The organism is Pseudomonas mosselii, assembly GCF_005796105.1.
GTDB classification, from domain to species: domain Bacteria; phylum Pseudomonadota; class Gammaproteobacteria; order Pseudomonadales; family Pseudomonadaceae; genus Aquipseudomonas; species Aquipseudomonas mosselii_C.
This window is the reverse complement of record NZ_VAUO01000004.1, coordinates 66,067-82,151: the sequence shown is the minus strand read 5'-3', so window position 1 is coordinate 82,151 and position 16,085 is coordinate 66,067. Positions and strand designations below refer to the sequence as shown.

The following is a 16,085-nucleotide window of genomic DNA, read 5'->3' as shown; positions in this document are numbered from 1 at the left end:
AGGCCATCAGGCGGGCCGGCCAGGATTACGCGCCGATCACTTGATCAGGCTGAGGAACTCGCTGCGGGTCGCGGCGTTTTCGCGGAACTCGCCCAGCATCACCGAAGTGAGCATGCTGGAGTTCTGTTTCTCGACACCGCGCATCATCATGCACATGTGCTTGGCTTCGATGACCACGGCAACCCCGGCAGCGCCGGTGACCTGCTGGATCGCATCGGCGATCTGGCGGCTGAGGTTTTCCTGGATTTGCAGGCGACGGGCGTACATGTCGACGATGCGCGCGACCTTCGACAGGCCCAGCACCTTGCCCTTGGGCAGGTAGGCGACATGTGCCTTGCCAATGAACGGCAGCATGTGGTGCTCGCACATCGAATACAGCTCGATGTCCCGGACCAGCACCATCTCGCTGTTGTCGGAGCTGAACAGCGCATTGTTGGTGACTTCTTCGAGCGTTTGCTCATAACCGCGGCAAAGGTACTTCATGGCCTTCGCTGCCCGCTTCGGCGTGTCGAGCAGGCCTTCGCGGGAGACGTCCTCGCCCAGTTGGCTAAGGATCTCGGTGTAGTTCTGTTCCAGGGACATGGATCTACCTGTGGAAAAATTTCGCAAAGACGAAGGGTACGGCGGCAACGTCAGCGCTGCAAGCGCGATGTCACTCGTCGCGGCCTTCGAGCATGGTTCGCTTGAGCATCACGTACACCGCACCGGTGCCGCCATGACGTGCCTGGCACGAGGCGAAGCCGAGCACTTGCGGGTGCTGGCGCAGCCACGTGTTGACGTGGCTCTTGATCATCGGGCGTTTGCCGTCGATACGGGCGGCTTTGCCGTGGGTGACGCGTACGCAGCGCACTTCGAGTTGGGTGGCTTCGGCGATGAAGGCCCAGAGCGTCTCGCGGGCTTTCTCGACGCTCATGCCATGCAGGTCGAGGCTGCCCTCGAAGGCGATCTGGCCAAGCTTGAGTTTGCGGATCTGGGTTTCCTGCACGCCGTCACGGCGCCACATCAGCTCGTCTTCGGCGGCAACGTCGATGACGAACTGGTCGGACAGGCCGTCGATTACCAAGGTCTTGTCGCTGCGCACGGTCGCGGCCTGGCGCAGGCCGGCCAGCTGCTTGCGATCGGCCTTGGGCTTGCCGACATCGGCGCGATCGTGCTTGATCGGCTTGACGCCGCGCACCTCGGCGCTGAACAGAGAAAAGTCGTCGTCCTGCATACTGCCTCCACTGTGGGCGGCGTAGTTTACGCGAGCGGGGCGGGGTTGTGTTATCCGTGCAGGGGAGTTCTGCATGGAGATCATCCAGCTCTTTGGGCTGCGCTGTGGTGTAGAGAACTGATTTCGCAAGCGCGACGCTAACCCTGTGGGAGCGGCTTTAGCCGCGAAGCAGGCAGCGCAGTGTCTGGCACCGGCTGCGCCAGTGTTCGCGGCTAAAGCCGCTCCCACAAGTCCCTGCTAAATCAGCAAGTTATGTGCAGTTCCATGAGGCCGGGGCACAGGGCTGCCGCAAAGGACTGTGCGTTCAGTGGTGCTTTTTCATCAGGTGCGGCGAGAGGTTCAGGTCGCGCCCACGGCGCAAGCGGATGCGGCTGCGTCGCCAGGCGCGTACGCCCAGGTACAGCAGCAACAGCCCAGCGCCTGCGAACACTGTCGACAGCGCGCGGTTGGCGTTGAGTTCGGCGAAGGCCGGGTAGTTGCCCAGCAGGCCCGCCACACCGGCCATTGCCAGCAGGATACCCAATGTCGCCAGCAGTACGGCAAAGGCGGCGGCCATGCGCGCGCGCCACTGGCCGGGTTCGCGCTGGCGCAGGCGCCTTGCATTGAAACTGCCCTTGAGCTTCATGGGGGTTTTCCTCGGATTCTGCTGTCGCTTATCCGCGTTTGGACCGGTGCTCAGGGCCAGGGTTCCGCCCGTTCGCCGGGCGGTAGAGCTCAGACCAGGCTGGCGGTTGGGGCGACGCAGGCAAAGTTGTCGGCCATTACGGCCATTTCGCACTGGTGGATCTGTGCGGCCGGAATCACGCTGTCCTTGAAGGCCAGGTCGCGCGTTGCCGAGGCGTCCTCTACCAAGGTGCAACGGTAACCATAGTCCTTGGCACGACGCACGGTGGTGCTGACACTCGAATGGCTCATGAAGCCGCACACGATCAAGTCGAGGTGGCCAAGCTCTTGCAGCGTTTCATGCAGCTTGGTGTTCTTGAACGCGTTGGGCATGCGCTTCTCGATAACGATTTCGTCGTCGCGTGGCTCAAGGCCTGGGATGAATTCCCCGGCAGGCCCCTGAGGGTCGAAACGGCCACCCACGGTGCCGAGGTGGCGAACATGGATGATCGGGCGCCCGGCCTTGCGTGCGGCGTCGAGCAACCGGGCGATGTTCGCCACGGCCTCGTCCATTCCCGATAGCGTCAGCGGACCGCTCAGGTATTCCTTTTGCGCATCGATGACGATCAGGCTGGCCTGGCCGAGTTTGGCCGGCGGGTAGTCACGGCCCGTGAGGCGGAACATCGTGGTTGGAACAGACATCAAGGGCTCCTCGGATAGGGCTTTTGTATACCTATTCTCCCTTGCCTTGGCGTCAATGTGAATGGTTGACATTGCAAGCAGCATGGTTACTGGCTTAGGGCTACCTGTCTGGCTATCGGAAGGAACATTTGTGTGGTGTGGGCTGTTAGACTTTTGTCCTGTCTGAAAAGGAGTCCCCCGTGATCACATCCCGTTTGCGCACCTTGCGCGACCATATCCGCTGGGCGGTCAGCCGCTTCCATGAGCATGAGCTGTTCTTCGGCCATGGCGCCGACAATGCCTGGGACGAAGCTCGCCTGCTGGTACTGGGTGCCGTGCACCTGCCGTGGGAAGTGGCCGACAGCTACCTGGACTGCGCCCTCGAAGATGACGAACGGGTCCGTTTGCAGCACCTGCTCAAGCGCCGTATCGAAGACCGTGTGCCCACCGCCTACTTGCTGGGTGAAGCGTGGTTCTGCGGCATGTCGTTCATCGTCGACGAACGCGTGCTGGTGCCGCGCTCGCCGATTGGCGAACTGATCGAAAAGCGCTTCGAGCCTTGGCTGGCGGCAGAGCCTGCGCGCATCCTTGACTTGTGCACAGGCTCTGGCTGCATCGGCATCGTTGCCGCCGATGTGTTCCAGGAGGCCGAAGTGGTGCTGGCCGACTTGTCCTTCGATGCGCTCGAGGTGGCCAACCAGAACATCGAGCGGCATGGCCTGGATCAGCGCGTCTACACCGTGCAGGGCGATGGTTTCGCAGGTTTGCCGGGGCAGCGCTTCGACCTGATCCTGTCCAACCCGCCGTATGTCGATGCCGAAGATTTCGCCGACATGCCTGCGGAATATCACCACGAGCCCGAGCTGGGCCTGGCCTGCGGTAACGATGGGCTGGATCTGGTGCGGCGGATGCTGGCCGAGGCGGCCGAGCACCTGACCGAGAAAGGCTTGCTGATCGTCGAGGTGGGCAACAGCCAGGTGCATGTCGAGGCGTTGTACCCGGAGGTCGACTTCGCCTGGCTTGAGTTCGAGCGTGGCGGACACGGCGTATTCATGCTCACTGCCGAGCAGTGCCGCCAGCATCAGGCGCTGTTCGCCTCACGGGTGTGAGTGCGGGGCCGCGCGGCGGCCCCATCAGGTTTCAGCGCGTCGCCATCCAGATCAGCAAGCCGGTCTGGAACAGCGCAAAGGCCACCAGGCAGGTGATGGTGAAGCGCAATCCACCGTCCTCGCGGCGGTACTTGGCCACACGTTCGTCACGCTCGCGCAGCTGGGCTTCTTTTTCCAGCAGGTTCTGCTCGGCCTGTTGCAACATGCCGGCGGCTTCGAGCATGTCGACGCGCTGGACTTTCTCGGTATTCCAGCCGCCTTTGAGCTTGCTTACCGAGGTGTCCTTGACGCGCCCTTTGAGCAACTGCCCCTCAAGATACTCCACTTCGAGCCCGACGCTGTGCAGCACGTGGTCGCGGCGCAGGCGGGTGTCTTCGTTGAGTGCGTCCTTGTTCGGCAGGTTCATGCCCTCGATGTGGTAGTGCGCGCAGCGCTGTTGCAACCACTGCACGGCCTGTGCCAGCAGGTAGCGGCCCAAGCCGCGGTTGAGCGGCTCGATCTGCATGCCCGCGTCCGCGCCGATGCTCACCCGCTGTTGCGCGTGGTCGACGCGGATGTCCAGGCGGTTCTGCTCCTTGCGCACTTTTTGCCCTGGCAGGTGAATTTCCAAGCGCAGCAGGCTGTGTTCCTTGTCGTGGCGCTCGGCATAGCCGAATTGTACGAAGCGCAGCGGGCGCGCGCCGCTGTTACGGTCGGTGGGCAGCGGCGCCAGGCGCAGCAACTGGAAATGTTCGGTGGCAAGGTCTGCCCACGGCTGCGGGGCGCTTTCCGGGGCTTGTTCTTCGGTCGCCTCGGCGGCGGGGGCATCGGTCATCAGGGCATCCTCAAGTGCACGGCGGCCGGGTGATCACTGCCTGTAGGCGCAGAATCACCGCTTTGTCAGCACCCTTATCGGCAGCGCGGGTAAAAGCGTGAGCTTTCGTGCGGCGCAGGTCTCAGGCGGCCGGCAGGCGGCGGATAAAGGTGACGATCTGCTCGCCCAGCTCGCGCGCCAGGGGCAATTCGGGGTTACGGTAGCTGTCGCGCTGCTGGCTCATATCCTTAGGACTGATGCGCAGCATGTGGTTCATGCCATCGATCAGCGCCAGTTGGGCATCGGGCTTGGCGGCCTTGAGCTGTTCGGCGTCGGCCACTTCCACCTGCACATCGTTGCGCCCCTGGACGATCAAAGCCGGCATCTGCAAGCGCGCGAAGGCGGCGGCCGGGTCCTGGCGCAGCAGGGTGATCAGGTAGGGCTGCACGCTGGGGCGAAACACCTGGCGCAGCAACGTTGGCACCTCGAGGCTGGTCTGCCCGGCCTGTAGCCGGTCGATCACTGCCACGCCAGCGGCCAGTTGTGCGGGCGGCAGGCGCTGGGCGAGTTGCTCGCGCAGCACATCGGCAACCGGACGGCCACTGCCGGCGAGGGTAATGACGGCGCTGGCGCCGGCCTGCTCGGCGGCCAGCGAGGCGATCAGCGCGCCTTCGCTGTGGCCCACCAGAATCAGCGGGCCGAAGCGTGGGTCGTGGCGCAGCAACTGCCCCCAGGCCACCACATCGGCGACATAGCGCTCGACACTCAGGTCGCGCTCATCGGGGGTGGCCGGCTGGCTGGCAGCGACGCCGCGTTTGTCGAAGCGCACGCTGGCGATGTGCGCGTTGGCCAGCAGCAGGGCCAGGCGCTTGAGGTTGTCGATACGCCCCGACGCGGGATTGTTGCCGTCGCGGTCGGTGGGGCCGGACCCGGCGATGATTAGCACCACAGGAGGCGGCGTGTCCTGCTGGGGCAGCAGCAGGCTGCCATGCAGCACGCCTGCGCCAGTGTCCAAGTCGATGGGGCGTTGCAGCACGGTAGGGGCGGCGGCCTGGGCGAGGCTGGCGCACAGCAGCAGGAGCAGGGCGGTGAGGCGGCGCTTCATGGGCGAGGTACTGCGTGGGGAGGGTGAAGGTAAGACCGGGATTGGAGGCGAAGGTTCGCGCGCAACCGCCCGTCACGGCCTGCTCGGGGCGTAAGTCCGCACGCACAGGCCAGCCTGATTTACGTATACTGCCGCTTTCGTTCATCTCAGGCAGATTTCGCGGAGCGTCCATGTCCGGCAATACCTACGGCAAGCTGTTCACTGTCACCACCGCTGGCGAAAGCCACGGCCCGGCGTTGGTCGCCATTGTCGACGGGTGCCCACCGGGCCTGGAAATCTCCCTGGCTGACCTGCAGCACGACCTCGACCGGCGCAAGCCCGGCACCAGCCGTCACACCACGCAGCGCCAGGAAGCCGACGAGGTGGAGATCCTCAGCGGTGTGTTCGAGGGGCGTACCACCGGCTGCTCGATTGGCCTGCTGATCCGCAACACCGACCAGAAGTCCAAGGACTACTCGGCGATCAAGGACCTGTTCCGCCCAGCCCACGCCGACTACACCTACCACCACAAGTACGGCACCCGCGATTACCGTGGCGGCGGCCGCAGTTCGGCGCGCGAGACCGCCATGCGCGTGGCCGCTGGCGCTATCGCCAAGAAGTTCCTGGCAACCCAGGGCATTCGCGTGCGCGGCTACATGAGTCAGCTGGGCCCGATTGAAATCCCCTTCAAGACCTGGGATTCGGTCGAGGAAAACGCTTTCTTCAGCCCTGACCCGTCCAAGGTGCCAGAGCTTGAGGCCTACATGGACCAACTGCGGCGTGACCAGGACTCGGTGGGCGCGAAGATCACTGTGGTCGCCGAAGGCGTCATGCCCGGTCTGGGCGAGCCGATCTTCGACCGCCTCGATGCCGAGCTTGCCCATGCGCTGATGAGCATCAACGCGGTCAAGGGCGTGGAGATCGGCGCAGGTTTCGCCAGCGTCGCCCAGCGCGGCACCGAGCACCGCGACGAACTGACCCCGGCGGGGTTCCTCAGCAACAACGCAGGCGGCATCCTCGGTGGTATTTCGTCGGGCCAGCCGATCGTCGCCCACCTAGCGCTCAAACCGACCTCCAGCATCACCACTCCGGGCCGCTCGATCGATATCGATGGCAATCCGGTGGACGTGATCACCAAGGGCCGTCACGACCCCTGCGTGGGCATCCGTGCCACGCCCATCGCCGAGGCGATGATGGCCATCGTGCTGATGGACCACCTGTTGCGTCACCGTGCGCAGAATGCCGATGTGAAGGTCGCCACCCCGGTATTGCGCCAGTTGTGACCGTGCTGGCCTGCTCGCGAGGCACCGTGCAAGCGCCGGTGCCCCGCGACAGGCCGGGAACCCCTGAGCGGACCTTGCGATGATTCCCTACTGGCGCCTGTCCAGCTTCTACCTGTTCTACTTCGCCCTGCTCGGTTCCACCGCGCCGTTCCTGGCGCTGTACTTCGACCATCTGGGTTTTTCCCCGGCCCGCATCGGCGAGCTGGTGGCCATTCCCATGCTGATGCGCTGCATCGCCCCCAACCTGTGGGGCTGGCTGGGCGACCGCAGCGGCCGACGCCTGCTGATCGTGCGCTTGGGGGCGTTATCGACTCTGGCGAGCTTCTCGTTGATCTTCTTCGGCAAGAGCTACGCCTGGCTGGCGCTGGTAATGGCCCTGCACGCGTTCTTCTGGCATGCGGTGTTGCCACAGTTCGAGGTGATCACCTTGGCCCATCTGCACGGTCAGACCTCGCGCTACAGCCAGGTCAGGTTGTGGGGCTCGATCGGCTTCATCCTCAGCGTGGTTGGCCTGGGCCGGTTGTTCGAGTGGCTGAGCCTGGATATCTACCCGGTGGCGCTGGTGACCATCATGGCCGGTATCGCCGCCGCCAGCCTCTGGGTGCCGAATGCACAGCCGGTTGAGCACGCCGAGCGGCAGGCGGCAGGCGGCTTTCTCAAGCAGTTGGCGGCGCCGGGGGTGGTGGCGTTCTACCTTTGCGTGGCGCTGATGCAGCTGAGCCACGGCCCTTACTACACTTTCCTCACCCTGCACCTGGAGCACCTTGGCTATAGCCGTGGTGCGATCGGTTTGCTGTGGGCCCTGGGCGTGGTGGCTGAAGTGCTGGTGTTCATGGCCATGCGGCGGATCTTCACGCGCTTTTCGGTGCGTCAGGTCCTGCTGGCCAGCTTCCTGCTCGCGGCCCTGCGCTGGCTGCTGCTGGGTAACCTGGCCGGCGAGCCGGTGGTGCTGGTGTTCGCCCAAGTGCTGCATGCGGCCACTTTCGGCTGTTTCCACGCCGCCTGCATCGCCTTCGTGCAGGGGAGCTTCGGCGCCCGGCAGCAAGGTCAGGGCCAGGCACTGTACGCGGCGTTGTCCGGCACCGGTGGTGCGTTAGGCGCACTTTACTCGGGCTACAGCTGGAACTGGCTGGGCCCGCACTTCACCTTTGGTATAGCCAGCGTCGCCGCGCTGGCGGCAGCCGTTATCATTGGCCTTCGTTTGACTGACCGCAGGAACGACCCCTGATGAGCATTCTCAGCGTTTTCCACGTCGCCAGCCCTGAGCTTGCGTACAAGGTGCTGACCCACCACGACGATATCGTCGCAACCTTGGCCGAGCAGGGCGTGCGTTTTGCCCGATGGCAACCAGACGTGCGTTTGCGTCCTGGTAGCCCCGCGCAGGAAGTGCTCGACGCCTGCCGCGCGCCGCTGGACCGGCTGATGACCGAGCACGGCTGCCAGGCCGTCAGTGTGTTGAGCTGCGATGCTGTCGATCCCGCCCAGCAAGACCTGCGCGAAGAGCACGTACATGACAGTGCCGAGGTCTTCGCGCTGTTGAGTGGGCGGGCGCAACTGAGCCTGCGCCTGGGCGATCAGGTGTACGCGGTGCTGTGCGAGAAAGGCGATGTGCTGGTGGTGCCAGGCGCGACCCGGCGCTGGTTCGACTTGGGCGATAGCCCGTTCTGCCTGGCCGTGCGGCTGTTTGCCAATGAGCAAGGCATGACGCCACGCTTGACCGGCGACGCCACTGCGCAGGCGTTCGCAGGCATCGATGAGCTTTGAGGGGGCGGTAAAAGGTTCGCGGGGCACGCTTTTTTCATGCAGTCCCTACATGAAAAAAGTGCGCCCCGCGAAAGGGTGCAGCGATCAGCGATAGGTCGGTAGCGCGAAACGCTGTTGGCTCTGTAGCATCGAGATCACCGGCAGTTCGCTGGCTTGCTCGGCCAGGTCACGGCGAATGGCGCTGATTGCCCAGGACAGCTGCTCTGCGCTGTGCAACTGGCCGTAGGTCAGCACGCGGCGAGTCACCTTGCCGTCGACAGCGCGCAGCGTAAGCAGCACACCGCCGTCCGGGCGGGGCTGGGTCGCCACCTGATAGGCGCTGAAGACCGAGGCGAATTTTTCCTGGATAAGGTCCATATCAACTCCTGACTGTTGTGTTGGCAGACATGAGTTGATGGTTGCAGTGACCGTGCCAGATTTTTCGCTATTAAAAATCCTTTAAAAACAATGGGTTACGATGCCTTTGCTGTCGAGCTTCCTTGCATTCTGCAAGGTCGTGCATTTTGCACAGTGCAAAATGCACGGTGATAGCGTGGGCCTTGCCTGTCGATAGATTCTGAACCTTTGCGCCACGAGCAATGCCTGACCAACAATTGGGCCTATCAACTGCCAGGAGGTTCCCCGTGTCCGATCAACAATCCCTCAGCATGACCGCCGAAGAGAGGGCCGCATTTGCCGATGAAGTCTTCGAGCGCGCCCGCCGCGGCGATGCTTCGATGCTCGAACGGTTGCTTGCCAGCGGTTTACCGCCTGACTTGCGCAATCACAAGGGCGACACCTTGCTGATGCTGGCCAGCTACCATGGCCATCATGAGGCGGTGCGGGTATTGCTGGCTCATGGTGCTGACCCCCTGATCGCCAATGACAACGGTCAGTTGCCTATCGCAGGCGCTGCTTTCAAAGGCGACCTGGCAATGGTTCGGTTGCTGCTCGAGCATGGCGTGCCGGTAGATGCCGCCGCCGCCGATGGGCGCACGGCGTTGATGCTGGCGGCGATGTTCAACCGCGTCGAGATGCTGGACTACCTGCTGGGCCAGGGTGCTGATCCGATGCACCTCGATGCAGCCGGCAGCAATGCCTTGCTGGCTGCTCGCACCATGGGGGCGGTCGAGGCGGCGGCGCGTCTGGAGGCGCTTGCCGGTTAGCGGTCGGGGGCGTTTGCGGCTATCCTTGGCGCCTTTTACGCCAATGCGCAGGGCCCCCATGAAAGACCAGTTGCTCGAATTCATCCGCCTGATCGGCGCAGGCTGCATGCGCGACGAAGAGATCGAGCGCATCGCTGAAGAAGCCATCCAAGCTTACGCGGATCCAGCCGCCTTCCTCGCAGCCAACCCCGACATCAACTACGACGACAGCTTCCCGTTCGCGCTGGGGGAGTGGGTCGTGGTCGGCAGCCTGCCTGACACGGTTTTGTTCCAGGCCGACAGCTACCAGGACCTGTTCCAGCAGATCAGCGACTCGTTCGACAAGAGCGTGCCGTTTACCCTTAAGGCCAAGCAATTGGCTCGCACCGAGCCGCTGACCGCCCTCAATCGCATCCAGGTGCAGATGGGCGCGTTGAACAAAGAGGCCGGCGGCTATGTGCTGCTGAACTTCAGCCAACTGCTCGATGATGAATTGCAGATGGTGATGGTCGGCCAGCATGACCTGGCGCGTGTGCTGGAGCTGGGTGAGGCGCTCGGGATCAAGGTCGAGCCGGCGCTGGAAGCGTTGAAGGTGGCCGTTCACGTCTGAGGACGGCCACCGCGCACGTTACCGACCTGGCACTGATTCGCCGCTACGAGCTGCGCGGCGATGTTGTTCAGCCCAATGCCGTATCCAGAAACAGCATCACCGCGAATCCTCCCATGAGCCCCAGGGTTGCTGCCGTCTGGTGCCCATTGCGGTGGGTTTCTGGAATAACTTCGTGGGACACCACGAAGATCATCGCTCCGGCCGCCAGCCCCATGCTGATGGGGTAGGCCAAGGCGAAGCCGGTGGAAATCCCCAGGCCGATCACTGCCCCCAACGGTTCCATCAGACCGGAGCCGATAGCCACCAGCGCGGCCTTGAGGTTGGACAGGCCCGTGGCACGCAGGGCTAGGGCTACGGCCAGGCCTTCGGGGATGTCCTGGATGGCGATTGCGCTGGTCAGCGGCAGGCCGATGTTCAGGTCGCCAGTGGCAAAGCTGACACCGATGGCCATGCCTTCGGGCAGGTTATGCAGGGTGATTGCCAGCACGAACAGCCACACCCGGTTGATGCGTTCAGCGTCCGGGCCGCAAGGGCCAGTGCTTTCGTGTTCGTGGGGGGTGAATCGGTCCAGGCCAAGCATCAGCAAGACGCCAAGGCCCATGCCCAGCACCACGGTGAACGCCGCCGCCGGGCCATTCCCGGTGATCGCACGGGCAGCTTCCAGCCCAGGCAGGATCAGCGAGAACGAACTGGCCGCGAGCATCATGCCGGCGGCAAAGCCAAGCATCACATCCTGCGTTCGGGCACTCACATCGCGCAGCACCACCGCCAGCACCGCACCAAGCGCGGTGGCGGCAAAGCCGCCAAGCCCGCCCAGCGCGGCCAGGTGCAGGTTATCGGCATGCTCGCCGCTGACCGCGTTCCACAGGCTCGCCAGCAACAGCGCGACGATGGCCAGCAGGCTCAAGCCCAGGCCTGCGCTGAGCCAGGGGGTGTTCAACGCCTGTTGCCGCCAAGCGGCGAACAGGGAGGCGGATACGTTTGGTGTGTGTGCAGGTGGCATTGGAACCTCGGATCAGTCTGTGTAGACAGTCTATCCAGTGACCGATGGCCCTGACCAAGGATTCCCTTCTATGGTCGCGATAGACGGCTATGCTCTGGCGATATTTATCGCAGGAGATGCTGACATGGGATCGACATTCAACGGGCTGGTGGGCCTGATCATTCTCGCCTTGGACATCTGGGCAGTCCTCAATGTGCTCAAGAGCGGTGCTGAAGTCGGCATCAAGGTGCTGTGGATCCTGCTAATCGTGTTGCTGCCGGTACTCGGGCTGATCATCTGGGCCATCGCCGGGCCACGGGGTAATGTGCGGCTCTGACAAATACCCGCAGCGGTTCTGTCGACATAATTTTCACACTCGATTTTCGAGAATCCGCGCCGCACAATGCTGCATGGGCACCACGCCACCTAAGGCGGTGGGGCCTTCCGGCTGTCGGCGACGTCGCCTTTTTCGCAAACCAGCAATCCTAGGATCTCTCCATTCATGGCCAACACGGACGCCTTGAAGCAAAAGGGCGCGCGAGGCGCGTTCTCGCCAACCCTCAAATCCCACCTGCTCTATACGCTACTCAGCGGCCTGGTGATCATGTTCATGTTGAGCCTGGTGCGCCTGGCGCTGCTGGTCTACAACAGCGATATGATCGGCCAGACGCCTTACTCGACCGTCGCCGAAGGCTTCTTCAACGGCCTGCGCTTCGACCTGCGTGTGGTGGTGTACATCAGCATCCCGTTGCTGCTGGCGATCCTGAGCCCGTGGGCTATGGCCCGGCGCGGGGCATTTCGCCTGTGGCTGACCGTCGCCTCGAGCGTGGTGATGTTCCTCGGCCTGATGGAGATGGACTTCTACCGCGAATTCCACCAGCGTCTGAACGGCTTGGTGTTCCAATACATCAACGAGGATCCCAAGACCGTCCTGAGCATGCTCTGGTATGGCTTCCCGGTGGTGCGCTATCTGCTGGCCTGGTTGTTCGGCACTTGGTTGCTGAGCCTGTTGTTCAAGGGAATTGATCGCCTGACCCGGGGCCGTGCGCCAAGCCTGGGCAGTCGCTCGGCAGCGCCGTGGTACGGGCGTCTGGCGGTGTTCATGGTGATCCTGCTGGTGGCGGTGATCGCCGCCCGTGGCACCCTGCGCCAAGGCCCGCCGATGCGCTGGGGCGATGCCTTCACCACGGATTCGAACTTCGTCAACCAACTGGGCCTGAACGGCACCCTGACCTTGATCGATGCAGCCAAGAGTCGCTACGGCGAGGACCGCGCCAATCTCTGGAAGCCGGTGCTTGAACAGAACGAAGCGACCCAGACCGTGCGCGAGCAGTTGCTGACGCCCCACGACACCCTGGTCGACGCCGACGAAGCGGCCATCCGCCGCGACTTCCTGCCGCCACAGGCACGGACCCTGGCGGTCAAGAACGTGGTGGTGATTCTCATGGAAAGCTTCGCCGGCCACTCCGTGGGCGCGCTGGGCAGCCCGAACAACATCACGCCTTACTTCGACAAGCTGGCCAAAGAAGGCTTGCTGTTCGACCGCTTTTTCTCCAACGGCACCCACACCCATCAGGGCATGTTCGCCACCATGGCGTGCTTCCCCAACCTGCCGGGCTTCGAATACCTGATGCAGACCCCCGAAGGCGGCCACAAGCTGTCCGGCTTGCCTGCACTGCTCAGCGCCCGTGACTACGACGATGTCTACGTCTACAACGGTGACTTCGCCTGGGACAACCAGTCGGGGTTCTTCGGCAACCAGGGCATGACCACCTTCATCGGGCGTAACGACTTCGTCAACCCAGTATTCTCGGACCCGACCTGGGGTGTTTCCGACCAGGACATGTTCGAGCGTGGCAACCAAGAACTGGCCAAGCACGACGGCAAGAAACCGATCTACGCACTGTTGCAGACACTCTCCAACCACACGCCGTACGCGTTGCCCAAGGACTTGCCGGTGGACAAGGTGACCGGCCAAGGCCGCCTGGACGAGCACCTGACCGCCATGCGCTATAGCGATTGGGCGCTGGGCCAGTTCTTCGAGAAGGCGCGCAAGGAGCCGTACTTCAAGGACACCTTGTTCGTCATCGTCGGCGACCACGGCTTCGCCAACCATGAGCAGGTCACCGAACTGGACCTGGGCCGCTTCAACGTACCGCTGCTGCTGATCGCCCCTGGCATCCAGGAGAAGTTCGGCGCGGTCAACCACACCGTCGGTACCCAGGTCGATATCGTGCCGACCATCATGGGCCGCCTCGGTGGCCAGACCCGTCACCAGTGCTGGGGGCGCGACCTGCTCAACCTGCCTGAGGGCGACCAGGGCGTGGGGATGATCAAACCATCGGGCAGTGAGCAGGTGGTGGGGCTGGTACAGGGTGATCGCATCCTGATCGAGTCCAAGGACATGACGCCCCGTCTGTACCGCTACCAGTTGGGCAGCCAGTTCAAGGCCGAACTGATCGACAGCCCAGACCAGCCGGCGATGCTCAAGAAACTGGAAGCCTACATCCAGACCGCCACCAAGAGCCTGCTGGACAACACCGCCGGGGTGGTGCACGGCACGCCCAAGTAACCCGTTCCAGATCGCCAGGGGCCGCTGTGCGGCCCATTCGCGTTACAAGGCCGCCCCTGCAATGACCGCTGTGCCCGCTCGAACTGGGCTTGCGCGGTCATTGCAGGCGCGGCCTTGTGTCGTATACGGACTGCGTAGCAGCCCAGTCCAGGGTGGACACGGGGCTTTTTTTCGTTCGCAGGTGGGCGCTGCTGAACAATGCGGGTGCGTGGCGGTCAGCTATTACGGATGTCACTCACCATTGCGTTGCGAGCGAGGGTTGATCGATGAAAGAGTGGGAAGTCATCTTTGCCGACCAGAAGGGCGAACCGTCGTCGCTGCTGCTCACCGCCGAGCAGTGCCCCAGTGAGGAGGACGCGGCGCGGGCCATTCGTTCGCATCTGTTCCCGGTCATGGATGAGCTGGACCTCAACGACTTCCAGGGGCGTAGCCATTCCCCCACCGCGCGCTGGCTCAAGGAACAGAACGGCGTGGTGATCAGCGCGATCCGCGAGGTGTGCTGAGCTTCTGGCAAGGTGCCTGCGCAGGCACTAAGCTGGTATCTGGCGCCGGTCTACTCTGCGGACCTGCGCCGCTTTCATTCGCGTCTTGCATCAGCTCGAACCGCCCTGCGCCTGTGCGTGCCGGACGGGTGTGTCGTGTGCACGGAAAGTCTATCCATTGCATTTCAGGAGGACGTTTCATGAGCAGCCAGAACGATGACATCAGCAGCAGTGTCCTTCGCCAGATGAAAGCTGGCGGTTTCGACTTCACGCAAATCCACCCCATCGAGTTCTATGCGGTGTTCCCTGACGAGGCTGGCGCCCGTCGTGCGGCTGGGCAATTTCGCGGCGAGTCCATCAATGCCCAGGTGAGCGAGCGCGACGATGGCGCCTGGCACTTGGAGCTGAGCAAGGTGATGTACGCCACCTACCGGGGCATCGGCGCGTTCGAAGCGTCGTTCGAGCGGGTCGTCTCGCCCTGTGGCGGCGAGGTGGAAGGCTGGGGCGTCAGGCAGGAGCGGCAGATCGCCTAGCGATCATTGCGCCTTGCGCCCTGCCATGTGCTTCAGGTAGGCCAACAACGCATCAAGCTCCGGATCGCTCAGGACCTGCACCGGGAATCCCGGCATCCTCGCCTGCGGCCAGTGCCGCAGGCTCTGTGGATCGCGGATGTACTGGCGCAGGTAGGCTGGCTGGAAGTATTCGGTAGGGTTGTGTGGCAGGTTCAAGTCGGGGCCGAACTGCGCATCACCGCTGCCGTTGAGGCGATGGCACGCCAGGCAGTTCTGCTGGAACAGGGCAAAGCCCTGGCGGATGGCGTTGTCCTTGGCCAGGGTCGGGTCCGGTAACAGGGCGGGAAAGCGTGCCGCTACCGGGGGCAGGCGGCGAATCGAGGCAATCTGGTAGGGCCACTGTTCCGGGCGGATGTGGCTGGCCTGTGGCGCGGTCCACACCAGGTAGAACGGCCCGGCGCTGGGCTTACCTGCGGCCAGTGGCGGCCAGGGCTGCGCCGGGTCCTCGATGGCCAGCCATGCGCGTGCCGGTCCTGCCTGCAACAGTGGCCCGGCTGGCATCTCGGCGGCGAACCCGTCCAATGCCACGGCCTGCAGGTGATCGTCCGCGCTTACCCCTTCGAGCAGCGCGGCCAGGGGTACGGCGCGGTAGTGCAGGGTGCGCTTGTAGGCCACGTCCTGTTCGATGGTGATGTCACGTGCCTGCGGGTGCGTTAGCAGCTGTTCGGTGTGCCAGGTGCGCGGCTGATCACCGATTTGCAGGTTCAGTGATGCGGCCGCCGACGGCAGCGCAGGCAGCAGGCAGAGCAGGGCGAACAGCAGACGCATAGGCAATCTCCAACCATCAAGGTCAGAAGATTACCTGCGCATCGTGGGAAAAGACCACAGGCACTGTCAGCCAAAGAGCCGAGAAAGATTCGGCAAAATCAGCAGCAGCGTCGTGGCGAAGAGTATGAGCCCGGCTTGGCGTACTTTTGATTGTCTGAACATGGCGGACCGCCTTCATTGTTGTTATTCCTGAAAAACCCTAGGCTTCCTTGCGTGGCGTCGGGTCGATCACAGCGGCGTGATGCAGTGCCGTACCTCCATACCGCATATTGATGGGTATACAACCAAAGGTAGGGCGCGCGACGTCCTTGTTTCAGAACGCTTTGTTCTAACCGTGACCGATCTGATTTCCTGCGGTTTCAAGGCCATTGGCCACCTGGCTGTCATGCTCTCGCTAGACGAGTGCGCGAAGGGAGTTACCAAGGGTTACAGGGCCTACCGTTCG

Annotated in this window: 19 protein-coding genes; 10 read left to right on the top strand and 9 right to left on the bottom strand. The window is 63.3% G+C overall.

Translation table 11 applies throughout. The features are described 5' to 3' along the window. Positions 1–36: 36 nt before the first annotated feature. The 4 genes from folE to FEM01_RS11085 form a co-directional block, all read right to left on the bottom strand. The gene (gene folE / locus FEM01_RS11100; protein ID WP_138219483.1) at positions 37–582 is read right to left on the bottom strand and encodes a GTP cyclohydrolase I FolE; all 546 of its coding nucleotides are present in this window, start codon (positions 580–582) and stop codon (positions 37–39) included. A gap of 70 nt (positions 583–652) precedes the next feature. Further along, positions 653–1,213: a Smr/MutS family protein gene (locus tag FEM01_RS11095; RefSeq protein ID WP_138219482.1), complete on the bottom strand. Its 561-nt coding sequence runs from the start codon at positions 1,211–1,213 to the stop codon at positions 653–655. Positions 1,214–1,517: 304 nt separating this feature from the next. After that, positions 1,518–1,838 carry a hypothetical protein gene (locus tag FEM01_RS11090; RefSeq protein WP_138219481.1) on the bottom strand — a complete coding sequence of 107 codons (321 nt, stop codon included), beginning with the start codon at positions 1,836–1,838 and terminating at the stop codon, positions 1,518–1,520. An 89-nt stretch (positions 1,839–1,927) separates the two neighbouring features. Next, the gene (locus FEM01_RS11085) at positions 1,928–2,518 is read right to left on the bottom strand and encodes a cysteine hydrolase family protein (protein ID WP_138219480.1); all 591 of its coding nucleotides are present in this window, start codon (positions 2,516–2,518) and stop codon (positions 1,928–1,930) included. Between the two features lie 179 nt (positions 2,519–2,697). Between FEM01_RS11085 and prmB the strand changes: the two genes are divergently transcribed. After that, positions 2,698–3,606 (top strand): 50S ribosomal protein L3 N(5)-glutamine methyltransferase, encoded by a 909-nt coding sequence (gene prmB, locus FEM01_RS11080; protein WP_138219479.1) that lies wholly within the window; start codon positions 2,698–2,700, stop codon positions 3,604–3,606. A 31-nt stretch (positions 3,607–3,637) separates the two neighbouring features. On the opposite strand, the gene FEM01_RS11075 is transcribed toward prmB, so the two are convergent. Both FEM01_RS11075 and FEM01_RS11070 read right to left on the bottom strand, forming a co-directional pair. Next, positions 3,638–4,420: a hypothetical protein gene (locus tag FEM01_RS11075; RefSeq protein WP_138219478.1), complete on the bottom strand. Its 783-nt coding sequence runs from the start codon at positions 4,418–4,420 to the stop codon at positions 3,638–3,640. Positions 4,421–4,541: 121 nt separating this feature from the next. Then, entirely contained in the window at positions 4,542–5,504 is a 963-nt protein-coding gene (locus tag FEM01_RS11070; RefSeq protein WP_138219477.1) for an alpha/beta hydrolase, read from the bottom strand. A 170-nt stretch (positions 5,505–5,674) separates the two neighbouring features. Between FEM01_RS11070 and aroC the strand changes: the two genes are divergently transcribed. The 3 genes from aroC (at position 5,675) to FEM01_RS11055 (ending at position 8,530) form a co-directional block, all read left to right on the top strand. After that, a complete protein-coding gene (gene aroC / locus FEM01_RS11065; RefSeq protein ID WP_138219476.1) occupies positions 5,675–6,766 on the top strand; it encodes a chorismate synthase in 1,092 nt (363 codons plus the stop codon). A gap of 79 nt (positions 6,767–6,845) precedes the next feature. Next, positions 6,846–7,994, top strand: a complete 1,149-nt coding sequence (locus FEM01_RS11060) for an MFS transporter (RefSeq protein ID WP_138219475.1) — start codon at positions 6,846–6,848, stop codon at positions 7,992–7,994. Next, entirely contained in the window at positions 7,994–8,530 is a 537-nt protein-coding gene (locus FEM01_RS11055) for an oxidase (protein ID WP_138219474.1), read from the top strand. The genes FEM01_RS11060 and FEM01_RS11055 overlap by 1 nt, the downstream gene beginning before the upstream one ends. A gap of 84 nt (positions 8,531–8,614) precedes the next feature. Here the strand turns inward: FEM01_RS11055 and FEM01_RS11050 are convergent, their stop codons facing one another. Beyond that, the gene (locus FEM01_RS11050; protein WP_138219473.1) at positions 8,615–8,887 is read right to left on the bottom strand and encodes a DUF3509 domain-containing protein; all 273 of its coding nucleotides are present in this window, start codon (positions 8,885–8,887) and stop codon (positions 8,615–8,617) included. A 290-nt stretch (positions 8,888–9,177) separates the two neighbouring features. On the opposite strand from FEM01_RS11050, the gene FEM01_RS11045 reads away from it, so the two are divergent. Then, positions 9,178–9,675 (top strand): ankyrin repeat domain-containing protein, encoded by a 498-nt coding sequence (locus tag FEM01_RS11045; protein WP_416781376.1) that lies wholly within the window; start codon positions 9,178–9,180, stop codon positions 9,673–9,675. A gap of 58 nt (positions 9,676–9,733) precedes the next feature. Next, positions 9,734–10,264, top strand: coding sequence for a hypothetical protein (locus FEM01_RS11040; protein ID WP_138219471.1), 531 nt, complete (start codon positions 9,734–9,736; stop codon positions 10,262–10,264). A 67-nt stretch (positions 10,265–10,331) separates the two neighbouring features. Here FEM01_RS11040 and FEM01_RS11035 read toward each other — a convergent pair whose 3' ends face one another. Further along, on the bottom strand, positions 10,332–11,267 hold the full coding sequence (locus tag FEM01_RS11035) for a ZIP family metal transporter (RefSeq protein WP_138219470.1): 936 nt from the start codon (positions 11,265–11,267) through the stop codon (positions 10,332–10,334). Between the two features lie 124 nt (positions 11,268–11,391). Between FEM01_RS11035 and FEM01_RS11030 the strand changes: the two genes are divergently transcribed. The 4 genes from FEM01_RS11030 (at position 11,392) to FEM01_RS11015 (ending at position 14,833) form a co-directional block, all read left to right on the top strand. Beyond that, positions 11,392–11,583, top strand: a complete 192-nt coding sequence (locus FEM01_RS11030; RefSeq protein ID WP_138219469.1) for a PLDc N-terminal domain-containing protein — start codon at positions 11,392–11,394, stop codon at positions 11,581–11,583. A gap of 165 nt (positions 11,584–11,748) precedes the next feature. Then, positions 11,749–13,818 carry an LTA synthase family protein gene (locus FEM01_RS11025; RefSeq protein WP_138219468.1) on the top strand — a complete coding sequence of 690 codons (2,070 nt, stop codon included), beginning with the start codon at positions 11,749–11,751 and terminating at the stop codon, positions 13,816–13,818. A gap of 266 nt (positions 13,819–14,084) precedes the next feature. Then, positions 14,085–14,321 carry a hypothetical protein gene (locus FEM01_RS11020; protein ID WP_138219467.1) on the top strand — a complete coding sequence of 79 codons (237 nt, stop codon included), beginning with the start codon at positions 14,085–14,087 and terminating at the stop codon, positions 14,319–14,321. Between the two features lie 179 nt (positions 14,322–14,500). Continuing rightward, positions 14,501–14,833, top strand: coding sequence for a ribonuclease E inhibitor RraB (locus tag FEM01_RS11015; RefSeq protein ID WP_138219466.1), 333 nt, complete (start codon positions 14,501–14,503; stop codon positions 14,831–14,833). A gap of 3 nt (positions 14,834–14,836) precedes the next feature. On the opposite strand, the gene FEM01_RS11010 is transcribed toward FEM01_RS11015, so the two are convergent. After that, a complete protein-coding gene (locus FEM01_RS11010) occupies positions 14,837–15,640 on the bottom strand; it encodes a c-type cytochrome (protein WP_138219465.1) in 804 nt (267 codons plus the stop codon). Between the last annotated feature and the right edge of the window lie 445 nt (positions 15,641–16,085).